At 33.3% G+C, this 16857-nt stretch carries 19 protein-coding genes; 9 read left to right on the top strand and 10 right to left on the bottom strand.

The window, feature by feature from the left end; all coding sequences use genetic code 11:
- Position 1: 1 nt before the first annotated feature.
- The 5 genes from Q0783_RS12635 to Q0783_RS12615 are packed head-to-tail and all read right to left on the bottom strand — an operon-like array spanning position 2 to position 3193.
- Positions 2-832 (bottom strand): YgcG family protein, encoded by an 831-nt coding sequence (locus Q0783_RS12635; RefSeq protein WP_298761544.1) that lies wholly within the window; start codon positions 830-832, stop codon positions 2-4.
- Positions 833-1270: a TPM domain-containing protein gene (locus Q0783_RS12630; RefSeq protein ID WP_298761545.1), complete on the bottom strand. Its 438-nt coding sequence runs from the start codon at positions 1268-1270 to the stop codon at positions 833-835.
- A gap of 5 nt (positions 1271-1275) precedes the next feature.
- Positions 1276-1875 (bottom strand): LemA family protein, encoded by a 600-nt coding sequence (locus tag Q0783_RS12625; protein WP_298761546.1) that lies wholly within the window; start codon positions 1873-1875, stop codon positions 1276-1278.
- A 12-nt stretch (positions 1876-1887) separates the two neighbouring features.
- The gene (locus Q0783_RS12620; protein ID WP_298895671.1) at positions 1888-2217 is read right to left on the bottom strand and encodes a MerR family transcriptional regulator; all 330 of its coding nucleotides are present in this window, start codon (positions 2215-2217) and stop codon (positions 1888-1890) included.
- A 4-nt stretch (positions 2218-2221) separates the two neighbouring features.
- Complete coding sequence (locus Q0783_RS12615) at positions 2222-3193, bottom strand: M23 family metallopeptidase (protein WP_298761548.1); 972 nt, start codon at positions 3191-3193, stop codon at positions 2222-2224.
- A 107-nt stretch (positions 3194-3300) separates the two neighbouring features.
- Here Q0783_RS12615 and alaS point away from each other — a divergent pair, with 107 nt between their 5' ends.
- A complete protein-coding gene (gene alaS / locus Q0783_RS12610; protein ID WP_298895670.1) occupies positions 3301-5916 on the top strand; it encodes an alanine--tRNA ligase in 2616 nt (871 codons plus the stop codon).
- A 5-nt stretch (positions 5917-5921) separates the two neighbouring features.
- Positions 5922-6872, top strand: coding sequence for a GSCFA domain-containing protein (locus tag Q0783_RS12605; protein WP_298895669.1), 951 nt, complete (start codon positions 5922-5924; stop codon positions 6870-6872).
- A gap of 278 nt (positions 6873-7150) precedes the next feature.
- Here Q0783_RS12605 and coaD read toward each other — a convergent pair whose 3' ends face one another.
- Genes coaD through Q0783_RS12590 form a run of 3 tightly spaced genes read right to left on the bottom strand, consistent with a single transcriptional unit; the run spans position 7151 to position 9239 of the window.
- Positions 7151-7609, bottom strand: coding sequence for a pantetheine-phosphate adenylyltransferase (gene coaD / locus Q0783_RS12600; protein ID WP_298895668.1), 459 nt, complete (start codon positions 7607-7609; stop codon positions 7151-7153).
- Positions 7610-7651: 42 nt separating this feature from the next.
- Entirely contained in the window at positions 7652-8260 is a 609-nt protein-coding gene (locus tag Q0783_RS12595; protein ID WP_298895666.1) for a zinc-ribbon domain-containing protein, read from the bottom strand.
- Positions 8261-8264: 4 nt separating this feature from the next.
- Positions 8265-9239 carry a D-alanine--D-alanine ligase gene (locus Q0783_RS12590; RefSeq protein ID WP_298895665.1) on the bottom strand — a complete coding sequence of 325 codons (975 nt, stop codon included), beginning with the start codon at positions 9237-9239 and terminating at the stop codon, positions 8265-8267.
- A 160-nt stretch (positions 9240-9399) separates the two neighbouring features.
- Here Q0783_RS12590 and Q0783_RS12585 point away from each other — a divergent pair, with 160 nt between their 5' ends.
- From Q0783_RS12585 to yaaA, 6 genes are all read left to right on the top strand, one after another.
- Complete coding sequence (locus tag Q0783_RS12585) at positions 9400-9960, top strand: PASTA domain-containing protein (RefSeq protein WP_298761557.1); 561 nt, start codon at positions 9400-9402, stop codon at positions 9958-9960.
- Positions 9960-11000, top strand: a complete 1041-nt coding sequence (locus Q0783_RS12580; protein WP_298761558.1) for an RluA family pseudouridine synthase — start codon at positions 9960-9962, stop codon at positions 10998-11000. The genes Q0783_RS12585 and Q0783_RS12580 overlap by 1 nt, the downstream gene beginning before the upstream one ends.
- Before the next feature lie 60 nt (positions 11001-11060).
- A complete protein-coding gene (locus Q0783_RS12575; protein WP_230936508.1) occupies positions 11061-11306 on the top strand; it encodes a hypothetical protein in 246 nt (81 codons plus the stop codon).
- Positions 11307-11462: 156 nt separating this feature from the next.
- Positions 11463-12641: a glycosyltransferase family 9 protein gene (locus Q0783_RS12570; RefSeq protein WP_298895664.1), complete on the top strand. Its 1179-nt coding sequence runs from the start codon at positions 11463-11465 to the stop codon at positions 12639-12641.
- Positions 12634-14013, top strand: coding sequence for a DUF5672 family protein (locus Q0783_RS12565; protein WP_298895663.1), 1380 nt, complete (start codon positions 12634-12636; stop codon positions 14011-14013). Before Q0783_RS12570 ends, Q0783_RS12565 begins: the two co-directional genes overlap by 8 nt.
- 132 nt (positions 14014-14145) lie before the next feature.
- A complete protein-coding gene (gene yaaA, locus Q0783_RS12560) occupies positions 14146-14904 on the top strand; it encodes a peroxide stress protein YaaA (RefSeq protein WP_298895662.1) in 759 nt (252 codons plus the stop codon).
- Here yaaA and Q0783_RS12555 read toward each other — a convergent pair whose 3' ends face one another.
- The gene (locus tag Q0783_RS12555) at positions 14905-15030 is read right to left on the bottom strand and encodes a 30S ribosomal protein THX (RefSeq protein ID WP_230936504.1); all 126 of its coding nucleotides are present in this window, start codon (positions 15028-15030) and stop codon (positions 14905-14907) included.
- A 61-nt stretch (positions 15031-15091) separates the two neighbouring features.
- Between Q0783_RS12555 and Q0783_RS12550 the strand changes: the two genes are divergently transcribed.
- On the top strand, positions 15092-15745 hold the full coding sequence (locus tag Q0783_RS12550) for a uracil-DNA glycosylase family protein (RefSeq protein WP_298895660.1): 654 nt from the start codon (positions 15092-15094) through the stop codon (positions 15743-15745).
- An 8-nt stretch (positions 15746-15753) separates the two neighbouring features.
- Here Q0783_RS12550 and Q0783_RS12545 read toward each other — a convergent pair whose 3' ends face one another.
- Positions 15754-16731, bottom strand: a complete 978-nt coding sequence (locus tag Q0783_RS12545; RefSeq protein WP_298895658.1) for a class I SAM-dependent methyltransferase — start codon at positions 16729-16731, stop codon at positions 15754-15756.
- Between the last annotated feature and the right edge of the window lie 126 nt (positions 16732-16857).

Raw genomic sequence — 16857 nt, 5'->3', positions numbered from 1 at the left:
ACTACCAACTTCCAGAAGCGCCACCTCCACCGAAGCCGCCGCCTCCAAAACCACCACTAAAGCCACCACCTCCAAAACTTCCGCCTGAAGAACTGCCACTTCCAAAGATGCCTCCACTGGAACTACTACCACCATAACTCCCTCGTCCCATGTTGCTCAATATAATGGCATCCAAAATACTTGTGCCATTGGTTCGACGTCCACCTCCATTATTACCACCATTGCGCCTATTCTTTGAAATGGCGATCACAAATATGATGAAAATGATGAATAAAAAAATAAAAATTTCAAAAGGGAATCTTGTTGAATTGTTTTGAATTGTTCCTTCAAACTCTCCATTTAGTATTTGAAATATGGCGTCTGTACCTTTATCAAGACCGCTATAAAAATCTCCCTTCTTAAATTCAGGAATAATAATTCTATTAATTATACGCTCAGCATCAATATCACTCAATCTGTATTCAATTCCATAACCCGTATTAATGTCAATTTCTCTATCATCCTTAGCTAATAAAATAAGTATTCCATTGTCTTCATCGGCCTGACCAATTCCCCATTTCTGACCCCATTCAGCACCAACTAAAGTGATATCGTCACCATTAAGCGTACTTACGATAGCCACAACAATTTGAGTTGAGGTTGTATCAGAGTAACGAATCAATTTTTCCTCAAGATTAATTTTCTGTGAGGGTGTTAAAAGATTTATATCATCATAAACACTGGTTTGTTTTTTTGGAATAGATGGGACATCATACTGTGCAAAGGCAGAATAGGATAAGCTACTTATACAGCTTATAAGAACAATGATTATAGTATGTTTCAGTTTTAGCATTTATCCTTTTGAAATCTCATTGGGTAATTCGTTAGCATCTCCATGAATCCAGGGAAAATGTTTTTCCAGTTGCTCTCCTGCTTTAAGGACGCCTTCAATAAGTCCTTGTTTAAACCGATTTGCTTTAAAATGCGATTGCATGATGTCTTTTGTACTATCCCAAAAATGTGTTGGAACGACATTATTAATACCCTTGTCACCATAGATAACAAACGTTTTGATATCTACGGCTACATATATTAACACCCCATTTTGAAGTTTGGTATTGTCCATTTTTAGATAATGAAAAACTTCCATGGCACGTTCAAGAGGCTCAAGCTCAGAATCATGTTCAATATGGATTCGAATTTCACCTGATGTACTATACTCTGCTTTTCGTATGGCATTAATAATCTCTTCTTCTTCAGAGGTTGTTAGGAAATCTTCAATATTAGACATGATTGCTATTCTCTAATGCTATCATTAACATCTGGTGCAACTTCAATTCCATCATCCCCATCAAATCGTGATTTCTTTTCAAAACCAAATACTGAAGCATATAAGTTATTTGGAAATTTTCTAACTAAATTATTATAAGGAGTTATAGCTTCATTAAAGCGATCACGTTCCACCTTTATGCGTTTTTCAACTCTATCGTATGAGTTCATGACTTCCTTGTAGTTTTCATTAGCTTTTAAATCTGGATACCTCTCAAACACTGCCAAAAGTCTTGATAATGCTGAAGTCATAGAGCCTTGAGCTTGCTTAAATTGTTCTAGTTGTTCTGGAGTAATATTGGATGGATCAATTTGAATACTTGTTGCTTTGGATCTTGCATCTGTTACACTTTTAAATGTTTCTTGTTCATATTCAGCATAGCGTTCTGCAATCTTCATTAAATTAGGAATTAAATCACTTCTCAATTGATAAGCACTCTCAACTTTAGACCATTGTTCTCCAATATTCTCTTCTTCTGCAATTACTTTATTATAGAAACCAGAGCCTTTAGAATATAATCCAATTGCAATTATTGCTATAATAATCCATGGTAGCCACTTTTTCATAATGATATCGTTTTAAAGTTGTGATTTTATTTTAATGAGTTGTGCTTTTACACCTTCTAGTTTTTCTATGATTTCATAGGTGTTTAGCGATTGCTTTTTTCCTTCTTTGAGATGAGTTTTTGCACCTTCAAGTGTGAAGCCGCGTTCTTTTACCAAATGATAAATAAACTTCAGGTTCTTAATGTCATCAGGCGTAAACTTTCGATTTCCTTTGGCATTTTTTTTGGGTTTTAAAACATCAAATTCCTTCTCCCAAAACCGTATTAATGACGTATTAACATTGAAAGCTTTAGCGACTTCGCCAATGCCATAGTAACGTTTTTCAGGAAGTTCAATATGCATAGTCTTAGTCTAAAGATTGATTTTCTAATGATGCCTTTTCTAATAATCGTGCGTATTCTTCCGCAGTCAAATTTCCGTAGTAAAAATTTATAGGGTTAATCCGTTCTCCATCCTTAAAAACTTCATAGTGTAAATGTGGTGCTTCAGATCGCCCTGTACTTCCTACATAACCTATTAAATCGCCACGCTTTACTTTTTGATTGGCCTTGACATTGTATTTGTACAAATGCGCATATAATGATACGTAACCGTAGCCATGATCAATTCTAATATGCTTTCCATATCCAGAAGAATTACTATCGGCACGTTTTACAACGCCATCACCCGAAGCGTAAACAGGAGTGCCTCGAGGAGCCGTAAAATCCATACCAAAATGAAATTTACGAACCTTTGTAAACGGATCTGTTCTATAACCATAACCTGAGGCCATATGTTTTAAATCTTCATTTTTAACTGGTTGTATGGCTGGAATCGATGCTAAAAACTTTTCTTTGTCTTCAGCGAGAATTGCAATTTCATCTAAAGATCGAGACTGCACTACAATGGCTTTTTGAAGCTGATCGATACGTTTATTACTTGTTATAATCAATTTAGAATTATCAAACCCTTCATATTTGTTATAGCGATTAACACCACCAAATCCAGCACGTCGTTGTTCTTCAGGAATTGGATTAGCTTCAAAATATAAACGATAAATATTATTGTCACGCTCCTCTACACTTTCTAGGGCTGCAAAGGCATTATCAACTTGCTTATTTAATAAATCGTACTGTAATTGTAAATTGGTAAGCTCGTGTTTTAAAGCACGTTCTCTTGGAGATTCAATGAACTGACTCGCTACAAAAACAATAAGAAATCCAAAAAGTCCAGCTGCTAGTAAAAATATAAATCCATACTTAATGGTATTCCCTTTCTTACGCTCTATTTTGCGATAAGAGAGTGTTTCAGAATCGTAATAATATTTTACTTTAGACATATCTTAAAAAATTCTATTTTTGCAAGAATAATAGAACGTAACACAAATATATAAATTGTTTCTTATTTAAAGGAATTAAATAAGAACAAGGTACTTAACAACTGATTATGAAGTCTCAAGACATTCGACATACTTTTTTAAATTTCTTTGAAGAAAAAAAACACAGCATAGTGCCTTCAGCGCCAATGGTTTTAAAAGATGATCCAACCTTAATGTTTGTCAATTCTGGAATGGCACCTTTTAAAGAGTTTTTCCTCGGAAATGCACAACCTAAGAATAACCGTCTTACAGATTCACAAAAATGTCTTCGTGTATCAGGGAAACATAATGATCTCGAAGAAGTTGGATATGATACCTATCACCATACACTTTTTGAAATGCTTGGAAACTGGAGTTTTGGGGATTATTTTAAAAAGGAAGCTATTGCTTGGGCATGGGAGTTACTAACTGAAAAGTACGGCATAGACAAAGACATACTTTACGTCACTGTTTTTGAAGGAAGTAATGATGAAGATAAGTTGCCAATGGATCAAGAGGCTTATGATATCTGGAAAGAATTTATTCCAGAAGATCGTATCCTGATGGGGAATAAGAAAGATAACTTCTGGGAAATGGGAGAACAAGGGCCTTGCGGACCTTGTAGCGAGATTCATGTTGATATTCGTTCTGAAGATGATAAAGCAAAAGTTGACGGAAAGTCACTAGTCAATATGGACCATCCTCAAGTGGTCGAAATTTGGAATTTGGTATTCATGCAATACAATCGTAAAGCAAATAAATCACTTGAAAATTTACCTGAAAAACATATTGATACAGGAATGGGGTTTGAGCGCTTGTGTATGGTATTACAAGGTGTACAATCTAACTATGATACAGATGTATTCACACCAATTATTCGTGAGATTGAAACCATTACTGATAAAGATTATGGTAAAAATGACAAGGTAGATGTTGCCATTCGTGTTATTTCAGATCATGTTCGTGCGGTAGCATTCTCTATTGCAGATGGCCAATTGCCAAGTAATACTGGAGCTGGTTATGTGATTCGTAGAATCTTACGTCGTGCGGTACGTTATGGCTTCACATTTTTAGATAAAAAAGAACCTTTTATTTATAGATTGGTTGATGTACTCGTTAAGAAAATGAGTAAGGCATTTCCAGAATTAAAGGAACAGCGACAACTTATAGAAAATGTAATTAAAGAAGAAGAAACGTCTTTTTTAAGAACACTTGAGCAAGGTTTGATTCTTTTAGATCGTATCGTAGAAAATGCAAAGACTAAAGAGATTTCTGGTGCAAAGGTATTTGAGCTTAAAGATACGTATGGGTTTCCAGAGGATTTAACAGATCTTATCCTTCGTGAAAAAGGATTTACTTACAATGCTGAGGATTTTGAGAAGAAGCTTAAAGAACAGCAGGAACGCGGTAAACAAGCATCAGAGCTAAAATCTGATGATTGGACAGTTCTTATTGAAGATGAAGAGCAGGAGTTTATAGGTTATGATGCTTTAGAAGCAAAAGTAAAGATCACCAAATACCGAAAGGTGACTTCTAAGAAAGATGGAGAATTGTACCAGTTGGTATTTAATATGACACCGTTTTATGCAGAAGGTGGCGGACAAGTAGGTGATAAAGGCTATTTAGAAGATGCTCATGGTGATGTGGTCTACATTATCGATACCAAACGAGAAAATAATGTGGCGATTCATTTTGCTAAAAGTTTGCCTAAACATATCAATGAAACATTCAAAGCTTCGGTAGATGCTAAACAGCGCTATAGAACCGAATGTAATCATACAGCAACACATTTATTACATCAAGCACTTCGTGAGGTTTTAGGAACGCATGTAGAGCAAAAAGGATCTGCTGTACATTCAAAATATTTACGTTTTGATTTTTCTCATTTTTCTAAATTAACTGTTGAAGAACTTAGAGATGTAGAAAATTTTGTAAACAGACGTATTGAAGGGAAATTACCATTACAAGAACAACGTAATATTCCAATGCAACAAGCTATTGACGATGGCGCTATGGCTTTATTTGGTGAAAAGTATGGTGATACTGTTCGTGCAGTTCGTTTTGGACAATCGATAGAGTTATGTGGTGGAACCCATGTGAAAAATACAGGTGATATCTGGCATTTCAAAATTGTATCTGAAGGCGCAGTTGCTGCTGGTATTCGTCGTATTGAAGCTATTACAAGTGATGCTGTAAAAGACTTCTACCATGAAAATAATAGAGCATATTTTGAAATGAGAGATATGCTTAACAATGCCAAAGAACCTGTAAAAGCCTTGCAAAGTCTTCAAGATGAAAACGCAAGTTTAAAAAAGCAGATTGATACCTTGTTAAAAGAAAAAGCTAAGTCTATAAAAGGCGATTTAAAAAGTGAATTAACTGAGGTAAACGGTGTACAATTTTTAGCTAAGAAATTAGATTTAGATGCAGCAGGAATTAAAGATGTATGCTTCGAACTTGGAAGCCAGTTTAATGATTTATTCTTATTATTTGGTGCAGAACATAATGGTAAAGCTATTTTGTCCTGCTATATATCTAAAGAATTGGTAGCTAGTAAAGACTTGAACGCAGGAACCATTGTTAGAGAACTTGGTAAGCATATCCAAGGAGGCGGTGGCGGTCAGCCATTTTTTGCGACAGCAGGAGGGAAAAACCCACAAGGAATTGATGAAGCTCTTAAAGCAGCCAAGGATTATTTAAATTAGATGAATTGAATCTTCAAACCAAAATACCAATACAGCCACAATCGTTTAATCTAATCGATTACAACTCTAAAGTGTTGCTGTTAGGCTCGTGTTTTTCTGAGAATATAGGAGACAAGTTTGCGTATTTCAAATTTCAGAAACTACAAAACCCGTTTGGAATTCTGTTTCACCCTTTGGCTATTGAGACGTTGGTCACCAATGTGATTAATGAAAAAAAGTATACTAAAGACGATATCTTTTTTTATAATGAGCAATGGCATTCTTTTGATGCACATTCTCGTTTGAGTCATACCTCCGAAGAACACCTTCTTCAAGATTTAAATGCTCATATTAAACAGACACATCAATTTTTAAAAGAAGCTTCTCATGTAATCATTACATTAGGAACTGCTTGGGCTTATCGCTTTATAGAAACAGATACACTTGTGGCGAATTGTCATAAAGTTCCGCAGAAAAAATTCTTAAAAGAACTGTTATCTGTCGAACACATATCGGCTTCATTAGATGCTATTATTTCTTTAATTAGAAATATCAATCCCAAAATTTCAATACTATTTACAGTATCTCCTGTACGACATACAAAAGACGGTTTTATCGAAAACACTCAGAGCAAATCACATTTAATTGCTGCAATTCATCAGATAGTAGAACCTAGACATCACAACTACTACTTTCCGTCATATGAAATTATGATGGATGAACTTCGCGATTATAGATTTTATAGTGAAGATATGGTGCATCCAAGTTCCTTAGCTGTAGATTATATATGGGAACGTTTTCAGTCCACTTGGATTTCTGAGGATGCTCAAACCACAATGAATGCTGTAGAGGTTATTCAAAAAGGATTAACACATCGACCGTTTCATTCAGAATCTGATGCACATCAAACATTTATTAAAGAGCTTGATAAAAAAAAAGACCTACTAAAATCTAGGTTTCCTCATATCCAATTTTAGAACTTACAATTTGTAATTTCAACTTGACTTAGACGAAGGCAAAAGCAATCTTGAAAAAGGAATATTGTTATTAAAATTATAATTAGGCGTAATTTTTGTAAGATTACGCTTAATCTTTTTTAATTGCTTCTTGTCGAAAAAATCATACAGAACCTCGAAGTAAGTCATATATTCGTCTTGCTATTAATCAATTTTTATAAAAGAGCGTCAGTTAATTTTGTTGTCCCTAAAGGCCTATCAAATCTGATGCTTTTTTTATACCCAAAAGTGAACGAAAATTACTTATTTATCCTAACACTTTTTGGTACTAACTTTGTATAATCACCATCATTCCTTATCACATCTCTTACAATTGAAGAAGAAATATACGATGTGCTTGCAGCTGTTAATAAGAATACAGTTTCGATAGGTGCTAAATCCCTATTAGTATGAGCAATAGCTTTTTCAAACTCAAAATCTGCTGGATTTCGTAAGCCTCTTAAGATAAATTCAACATTGTTTTTCTTGCAAAAGTCTACAGTAAGCCCTTTATATGTCACGACCTTTACACTTGGTTCATCTTTAAAAGCATTTTCAATAAATTGTTGCCGTTCTTCAAGAGAGAACATGTATTTTTTTTCGGCATTGATACCAATGGCAACAATAACTTCATCAAAAAGTTTTACACTACGTTTTATGATGTCGTAGTGACCAAGTGTGATTGGATCAAATGACCCAGGGAAAATTGCTCGTTTCATAGGATAAAGATACAATTCTGTTTTAATTTGCCGTAGCTATAACTAGTGCCGATCAACTTCATAGATAAATTTCTCATGATATAAGTCTTTAATATCTTGTTTGGAAAAACGATCTTTTGAAAACTCCATATAATTTTTAGCTTTATCGATACTGTAAATTTTTGCTCGCCTGGGCGTACTTTCTATATTGTATATCACAATAATACTATCTTGAGTGATTTCAGTAATTTTCATGGTTGTGTAACGGTCTTTTCGTTCAAGTTTAATCGTGTAAACATCTCCAATCATAGGATTATTTATATAGTTCTTATCATTTATATCATCTTTAACCACAACAAAAATCAATAAAGAAATTAGAGATATAATAGCTACTAAACCACTAAATGACCAAATCGAATGTCGCGTTGATACTTCAGTTTTAAATTTAGCTTTAATGGGTTGTGGGAGATTTTTTAAAAAAAACTGTTCTGTGCATTTATCACATTCTATAATCTTTTTTTTGCCTATCGGAAACGTAGGAATCCAGAATACATCAATATATCTTCCAAATACGATATAATGCATTGAAGTCAAACTGTGACATTCAGGACATGTGACTTGCTGTAACCTGCCCTCCTTCAACTTTTTTTCTCTTTTTCCCCAAAGGATCATGATGCTATTTTAAAGAAGATTCAATAGCATTTTCAAATAATTCATTCAAGCTTATACCAGCTTCGGCTGCTTGTTGAGGCAAAATACTTGCGGCGGTTAAACCAGGGACCGTATTCACTTCTAATAGATGAGGTTCGCCATCTTTGAAAATATATTCACTTCGGCTAAAACCTTCTAATTTTAAAACCTCGTAGACTTTTTTGGCAACAACTCTTACTTTTTTAGCTTTATCATTATCAATTCGTGCTGGAGTAATTTCTTGTGATTCACCTAGATATTTGGCTTTATAATCAAAGAAATCATTATCAGAGACAATTTCGGTAATAGGTAAAACTTTCGTTTCGCCTTTATAGTTTATAACACCTACAGAAACTTCTGTGCCATCAAGAAATGCTTCTATGATTACTTCATCATCCTCTTTAAAGGCTACATCAAGAGCATGTTGAAGTTCATCTTTCTTATACACTTTAGTAATGCCAAAACTACTACCTGCTCTATTGGCTTTAACAAAACAAGGTAGCCCAACTTTATCAATAATGGCGTCTTCATCAATTGCATCTCCTAAATTGACAAAAAAGGATTCAGCGGTTTTAATGCCATAGGGTTTTAATGCGCTTAAACAATCTCTTTTATTAAAGGTTAAAGCTGCTTGATACATGCCACAACTGGTATGCGGAATTTGCAGTAATTCAAAATAGCCTTGCATAAATCCGTCTTCACCAGGAGAACCGTGAATGGCATTGAAGACACAATCAAAAGTAATTCGTGTTTCATTGACAAGTATCGAAAAGTCATTTTTATCTATTTGAAACTCTTCATTAAGATCATTAACAAAAACCCATTTTTCTTTAAAAATATGAATACGGTAAGCATTGTATTTTGACTTGTCCAAGGTATCATAAACGACTTGTCCGCTTTTAAGAGAAATTTCATATTCGCTGGAAAATCCTCCCATAATGATGGCAATATTTTTTTTCATAAGTCTAGTGCGCTGATGTGGAAATCTTTTTGTTTATATTCTAACGTATATCTTATTTAACAATAATATGTCGTAAATCGAGTTAAGCTAAAATAGCATATTAAACCCACAAAAAAAACGCTTTCGTTTTTATATATTTGTCGCACAGCAATTTTTTCGCATGAGTTTTATACAGTTTCTTAAGAGTAAAACATTTTTCAAACAATTGGGATTAGCCTTCGTGGCCATTATTGTCATATTATTCTTGACAATGCAGTGGTTAAAAAGTACGACCAATCATGGAGAATTTATTAAAGTTCCTGATTTAAAAGGTAAAACACTTGAAACTGTTGAGATTGAACTCAATGATAACGACTTAGTAATGGAAATTCAGGATTCTGCTAATTATAATCCAAAGTATCCTAAATATTCTGTTATTGAACAGTATCCCAAAGCAGGAGTACAGGTCAAAGAAGATAGAAAGATATATCTAACTCTAAACCCTTCAGGATATCGCAAAGTTGCGGTTCCTAATGTGGTGCGTCGAACCTTTCGTCAGGCCAAACCAACACTTGAAACACTAGGTTTTAAAGTTGGAAAAATAACTTACGTTGATGATATAGGAAAAGACGAGGTCATTTCTATTAAATTTAAAGGAGAGACAATCGAAGCTGGAAAATTGCTTCCACTTACTTCAGAAATTGACGTTGTTTTAGGAAATGGAAAACGCGGATCTAATTAATGACCACAGAAGATACATCAATTAATCAGAATGACGACGAGTTGTTCGAACATCACGCTTTTACAGTAGATAAAGGTCAAGCGCCACTTCGTATTGATAAATATTTGATGAATCGTATTGAGAATGCAACACGAAATAAAATTCAGACTGCTGCGAAAGGTGGAAGTATATATGTTAATGATACACCAGTAAAGCAAAATTATAAGGTGAAACCATTTGACCAGATTCGTGTGCTTTTCGAACATCCGCCATATGAGTATTTATTGACGCCAGAGAATATTTCGTTGGATATTGTCTATGAAGATGATGAGTTATTAGTGCTTAATAAACCTGCAGGAATGGTTGTGCATCCTGGTCACGGCAATTACTCTGGAACGTTGATCAATGCACTAGTTTATCATTTTGAAAATCTTCCAAATAACTCAAGTGAGCGACCAGGTCTAGTGCATCGTATAGACAAAGATACAAGCGGTCTCTTAGTTGTTGCTAAAACAGAAGAGTCTATGACTCATTTATCTAAGCAATTTTTTGATAAAACTAGTGATCGAGAATACATCGCCATAGTTTGGGGAAATGTTACCGAAGATGAAGGAACGATTGAAGGACATATAGGGCGACATCCTAAAAATAGATTGCAAAATACTGTGTTTGAAGGTGATGATATAGATAAAGGTAAGGCAGCCATTACGCATTATAAAGTCATTGAGCGCTTAGGTTATGTTACTCTTGTATCTTGTAAGTTAGAAACAGGGCGTACACATCAAATACGTGTGCATATGAAACATATTGGTCATACACTTTTTAATGATGAACGTTATGGCGGCGACCGAATTTTAAAAGGGACTACTTTTTCTAAGTATAAGCAGTTTGTTGAAAACTGTTTTAGAGTGTTGCCTAGACAAGCTCTCCATGCTAAAACTTTAGGATTTAAGCATCCAAAGACAGGAAAACAACTTAGTTTTGATTCACCAGTTCCAGATGATATGCAACAATGTATAGAGAAATGGAGGCATTATGCTAAGCACCAAGATGCGAAGTAAAATTTAATTTTGTAATTAAAAAAAAATGCTATTTTTGTGTAAGAAATTTAGTTCAAAAAAATGAAGAGAAGAGACTTTATAAAGAAATCAGGACAAACCTTAATGATAACCTCAGTAGCCAGTATAGTTGGATTGTCTGCAGTATCTTGTTCAACAGATTCTGACGACGATGACAATGGAATGTTTGATGATGGTTACTATGATGATGGGTACTATGACGACGGTTACTATGATGATGGCTATTATGACGATGGTTACTACGACGATGGTTATTATGATGACGGTTACTACGACGGTGGTTACTAATACTCTTCAAAAGAATTTAATACGATAATAGAATTTTAATTCTAGATATTTAGTGTTTTTTAAGTTATACAACGATGTGTAATTTAAAAAACACTTTTAGTTAAAAAACATATTTGTTAATCTTCCCTTACTTTTAACAAATCAAAAATTTTAAAAATGAGCTCTCTTAAAAGCGCTACTAATACATCTATTCTAGTTTATAAAAGTTATGGAGGGATAGGCGATATTTTTTTTACTATCCCGACGCTTTATATGCTAAAACAGCAGTTTAGAGAGGTGACTTACGCCACGCAGCCACGACTAGTTAATCTTTTCAAAACTCATTTGAAAGGCATCACTGTTATTGATGAGACTACAACAAATGAATCTGAATATGATACTGTTATTGAGCTTGGTAATTATCCAAGATTTAATAATGATCTTGAGAAGCAACCACAAATTGTTTATCATACACATAAAAAAGTAAAGCAACATTCTATCGAACATTATAAAGATGGGATCGTTTCTGAATTTCCAGATATTACTAAAACAAAAGACCCTTATCCTTATTTCGAAAGACGGGAAGCTTCAGAGTTATTTTATACTGTTCACCCAGGAGCTGGATTCATTTTAAAAGCCTGGCCAATAGATTATTATGCGCATTTGATTGAGTTAATTCATAGTCATTATCCGAAATTAAAAGCAAAAATTATTATTGGTCCTAATGATCCTAATCCAGAACCTTATTTTGAAAATACAACACTTGATTATGAGCTCATTACCGGAGACATAGATGAGGTGGCACATGAGGTTTCTGGAGCTCAATTTCATATAGGAAATGATGCTGGGATTACACATTTAGCAGGTGCATTTAATATACCAATACTTACAATTTATGGGCCAACTGGTCCCGGATCGTGGGGCGCCTTTTCTGAAAATGTTGAATTAATATGGGGCAAGAGAGGGAATTGTAATTTGAAATGTAATTACGACGTTATTATAAATTGCAATGATAAAGTGTGCTTAAATAAAGTACTTCCAAAAAAGATGCTCTTTCAGCTACTAAAATTACTTAATAAGATATTTAAGTCGCCTACGCAGTTATACATATTAAATCCAGATTTTAAAGTCATAATAGAAGGAGAGAGTTATATATTTAAAAGTAAAGACAACGAATATTTGTTAGAAATTAAAGATTTTGAAAGTCGTAAATTTTTAGCGAATAACTTAACCGATAAGGATATTAACATTCAGGCTATGCCAACACAATTTAATGAGACCTTCAAGGCTTTAGAGCAATTAGATGTGTTTTATCCGTATCCTAATATTAATCATAATATGAATGCCAATGCTTAATTTAGATAAGGTTACATTATTAGGTGTTGATTGTATTGATATTAATAGGTTAATACTAGCTGCAGATATTTCGCAAAAATTTGTCAATTTTAAATCAGTTAAGCTATTAACACATTTAGAGTCTAATGATTCTAGGATAGTTCAAATTCCTCAAATTGATTCTATTGAAGCTTATAGTCAATTTATGATTAAAGATCTTGATAAGTATGTAGATACCGAGTTCGTATTAATTTTTCAATATGATGGTTTTCTACTTAATCCAAATCGTTGGTCTGAAGACTTTTTAAATTACGATTATATCGGAGCTCCTGTTTTTTGGGGAATGGGAAATGGTGGTTTTAGTCTAAGGTCTAAGAAGTTATTACAAGTTCTGAGTGCTGATAATCACATCAAAGAGTACCATCCCGAGGATTTAAAAATATGTAAAACATATCGGTCGCATTTAGAATCTGAAGGTATTCAATTTGCTCCTGTAGATATTGCTCAAAAATTTAGTGTAGAAAATGACAGTTGGAATGGGCAATTTGGATATCATAATGCTGATATTTCACTTTGGGATAGCACGAAGTTTTTAGATACTGAAGCACATAAAGCATTTGTTGACAATATTCAAAATCAAGGGCATGATGCTAATGAAATTAAGCTAAGCTATGTTGTTCAGTTTTATTTAGAAGATAATAAATCTAACCCATTACAAGAACTCATTAGTATATATAGTAGTTATAGTCGAGATATTTTAAATAAAATTCATTTTGTTTTTGTAGATGATCATTCAAAAACCCCAATTGAAATTCCCGAAGATATCGTATTAAATTATACGCTGTTAAGAGTGACATCGGATATTACCTGGAATCAAGGAGGTGCGCGAAATCTAGGTGTAAAATATGCCAAATCTGAACATATCATAGTAACAGATTTAGACATCTTATTTCCCGAAAATCTTTTAGGTAGACTAACAGATTATAAATTACCAGGCAATTCAGTATTTAAGTTTAATACCATTTCTAATTTACAAAAAGTTAGACCTCATGTTAATGTGTTTTTTATGACCAAGTCTATTTACATGAAAACCAATGGAGTTGACGAAGAGTTTTGTGGACATTATGGTTATGAAGATATATTTTTCTATCATCAACAAAAGGCTTTAGGAACTAAGTTCTATTTGTATACGTACTCAAATATTGTACATAAAGAACATAGAAACTCTAAAACTACCCAACACAATAGTTTAATAAGAGATGTAGAAACTAACGAAAAACTTATAGCAGATAAGTTAGAAATTATCAAAACCTCAAAAAACCCTTTAGATGCGAGAAGTGATTTATACCTTAATTTTGAGTGGGAAGTCGTTTCAGAAGAAATTCAAAAATAAGAGCTATAAATTTTAATTATTACTGTATTAGATTTAGCATTAATACGTCTAATCTTATATGAGTATATCGTTGTATCTTTAATCTGAAAAATTAAAGAATTATTGTAATTTAGTTAACGAAAAATATAATATATGAAACTCGTACTCTCTCCAGCAAAATCATTAGACTACGATAGTAAGTTGCCAACAACTAAAACAACCGAAGCTTGTTTTTTAAATGAAGCTTTACGTTTAAATAAGTTGTTGAAGAAAAAATCTGCTAAGAGTTTATCTAAATTGATGAAGATCTCTGATAATTTAGGGCAGTTAAATTATGAACGTAATCAAGAATGGCACTTACCGTTTACTCAAGATAATGCCAGACAAGCAATCTATGCCTTTAGTGGTGATGTTTATAGAGGTCTGGATGCTTACAATATAGATGCAAAAAAAATAGATAAGCTTCAAGATACGGTAAGAATCATTTCGGGATTATATGGCGTACTTAAACCTTTAGATTTAATTCAACCATATCGTTTGGAAATGGGAACCAAGTTTCCCGTCGGAAAAAATAAAAACTTATACGAATTCTGGAAAAAGAAAGTCACTCAAGCTTTAAATGAGGAACTTGAAGATGATGAAGTGTTTCTTAATCTTGCTAGTAACGAGTATTTTAAAGCCATAGATACCAAAGCTCTAAAAGTACCTGTTATTACAGCAAACTTTAAGGATTTTAAAAATGGAGAATATAAAACAATTATGACCTTTGCTAAATTAGCACGAGGTTATATGACACGATATATTATTGATACAAATGCTAAAACCATTGATGATGTCAAAGGTTTTAATTATGAAAACTATCGTTTTTCAGAAGACCTGTCAAGTGAAACAGAACTTGTGTTTACAAGATAATTAGGCCTTTTTTCCTGGCTTGATTTTATCTTCGGTCTTTGGACGTTTTTTTATCCGTGGTCGTCTCACACCAAAAGTGCCTCTGTGTATTTTTCCACGCTTAGTTTTTTTGTCACCTTTTCCCATGGTTTTAAGTTATTTGGTTTACTATAAAATACGAAAAATAAAATTTAATATCAAGTAGAACGTGTTTCTTCACAAACATCCTTACAAACCTTTTATCCAGGACAATACGACTAAACTTATTGTAGGTACGTTGCCTCCTCCACGTTTTAGCACAGGAGAATTACTTGAAAAGGATGTTAATTTTTGCTACGGAAGTTATTACAATTCATTGTGGTTATTTATTGATGAAATCCATCAGCTTGGTCTTAGATATGACAATTCTCAAGAAGCTATTGATGAGCGCAAAGCATTTTTAATTGCAAATAAAATTGGTGTTTGTGATATTGTTGAAAGTGCTAAACGTGAGAAAATAGATGCTTCAGATTTAGGCATGAAAGATATTATACTGAGAGATGTTGTTGGGTATTTAAAACAATTTCCAAATATTAATACGCTTTTATTTACTGGTGGAAATAGTAAAAACGGACCAGAATATTTCTTCCGAAGACACCTTAAAACGTATGATAAAAAGTTAGATCTAGTCTCAAATGAGATTCCTAGAGTTCATGAGTTTAATCTTGATGGTAGACCTATTAAAACAGTATCGCTAACTTCAGGATCTGGTGCTGCAAATATTTCTATAAGTAGGTTGCCTCTATACAAACAACTCAAGGCAAGGAATCCTAAATTCAATACGTTTGATTTTAGAGTGCTACAGTATCGGGAGTTTTTTTAAAACTTAAACTAATGGTTTGGTTTTTTGTAAATACCAAATATGAAATCGGAAGGATTGTTTTTTAAATAGTCGTCTTCAAATTCAAAAAGAGCATCTAAGGCTTTTTTCTTTTCATCATTTAAATCAATAAAATGGTGAGAGATATCTTTAAGAACATTCATTAAAATATTTCCGCCATAAGACTTCTCAACAACACGATCAAAATGCTTGTGAATTGAAGGGATTATACTTTCCGAGTCTACACATTCTGAAGGATCAGCAATAACCATTCTTAAAAGCCCCGAACCAGAGAAACTATTTTTATGGGATGATGATTTGTAGCGTTTTCTGAATGTCTTTGGAATTAATCTAAGCCCTTCATTGATCTTCTGTATTTGCAGTCTTGAAAATTGCAGTCTATTAGGGCCAACATATTCATTAATCACCAGCAGTCCAGATGTATTTAAACAAGGTTTAATTTTTTTAGATAATAAAGCGTCTACATTTTTAAAATGATGAAGTGAAGCATTAAATAGAACAATATCATAATGATCGTCTTTAAAATTAAAATCATCAATATTAGAGCAAATAAACTCTATGTTGTTTAACTGTTTTTGCTCGGCGGTTTTTTTTGCTTCAGAGATTCTATATTCCGATAGGTCGAGACAGGTTATTTTTTCAAAATTATTATATTGAGCCAATTCTATTTCATGACTACAAGTACCACTTCCTAACGACAATAGCTTTAAGTTAGAAGCATCTTTGAGAGCCTCTGCAACAAGATATTGTTTATAGTTTTGATGCTCGTCATTGGTCATCAATTTATTCCATCTTTTTTTTACATATGGAATTTCCCACCAATTAGCACTAATGCTAGCCGAACTATTGAATGCGCTTTTTGTACGTTCACTATTACGCAAGTTGAATTTTGAAAGAATAAAATCCCAACCTCTTTGTTTTCCTTTAAAAAAAGTATCTCTAAAATCGTCTAGTGTAACTAATCTCATTAAGCGTAAAAATAACAACAATGCTTTGCACAAAGTTAACTATTCAACATCTAGGCAAAACCATAAACGGATTATTTTTTTAACTAAATCAAATATATAGAGTTAACCATTAAATTAACAGTACCT

It is taken from the genome of uncultured Psychroserpens sp., assembly GCF_947500255.1.
Lineage (GTDB): Bacteria > Bacteroidota > Bacteroidia > Flavobacteriales > Flavobacteriaceae > Psychroserpens.
Note: the sequence above shows the minus strand (reverse complement) of the source record. Positions and strands in the feature narration are given on the sequence as shown.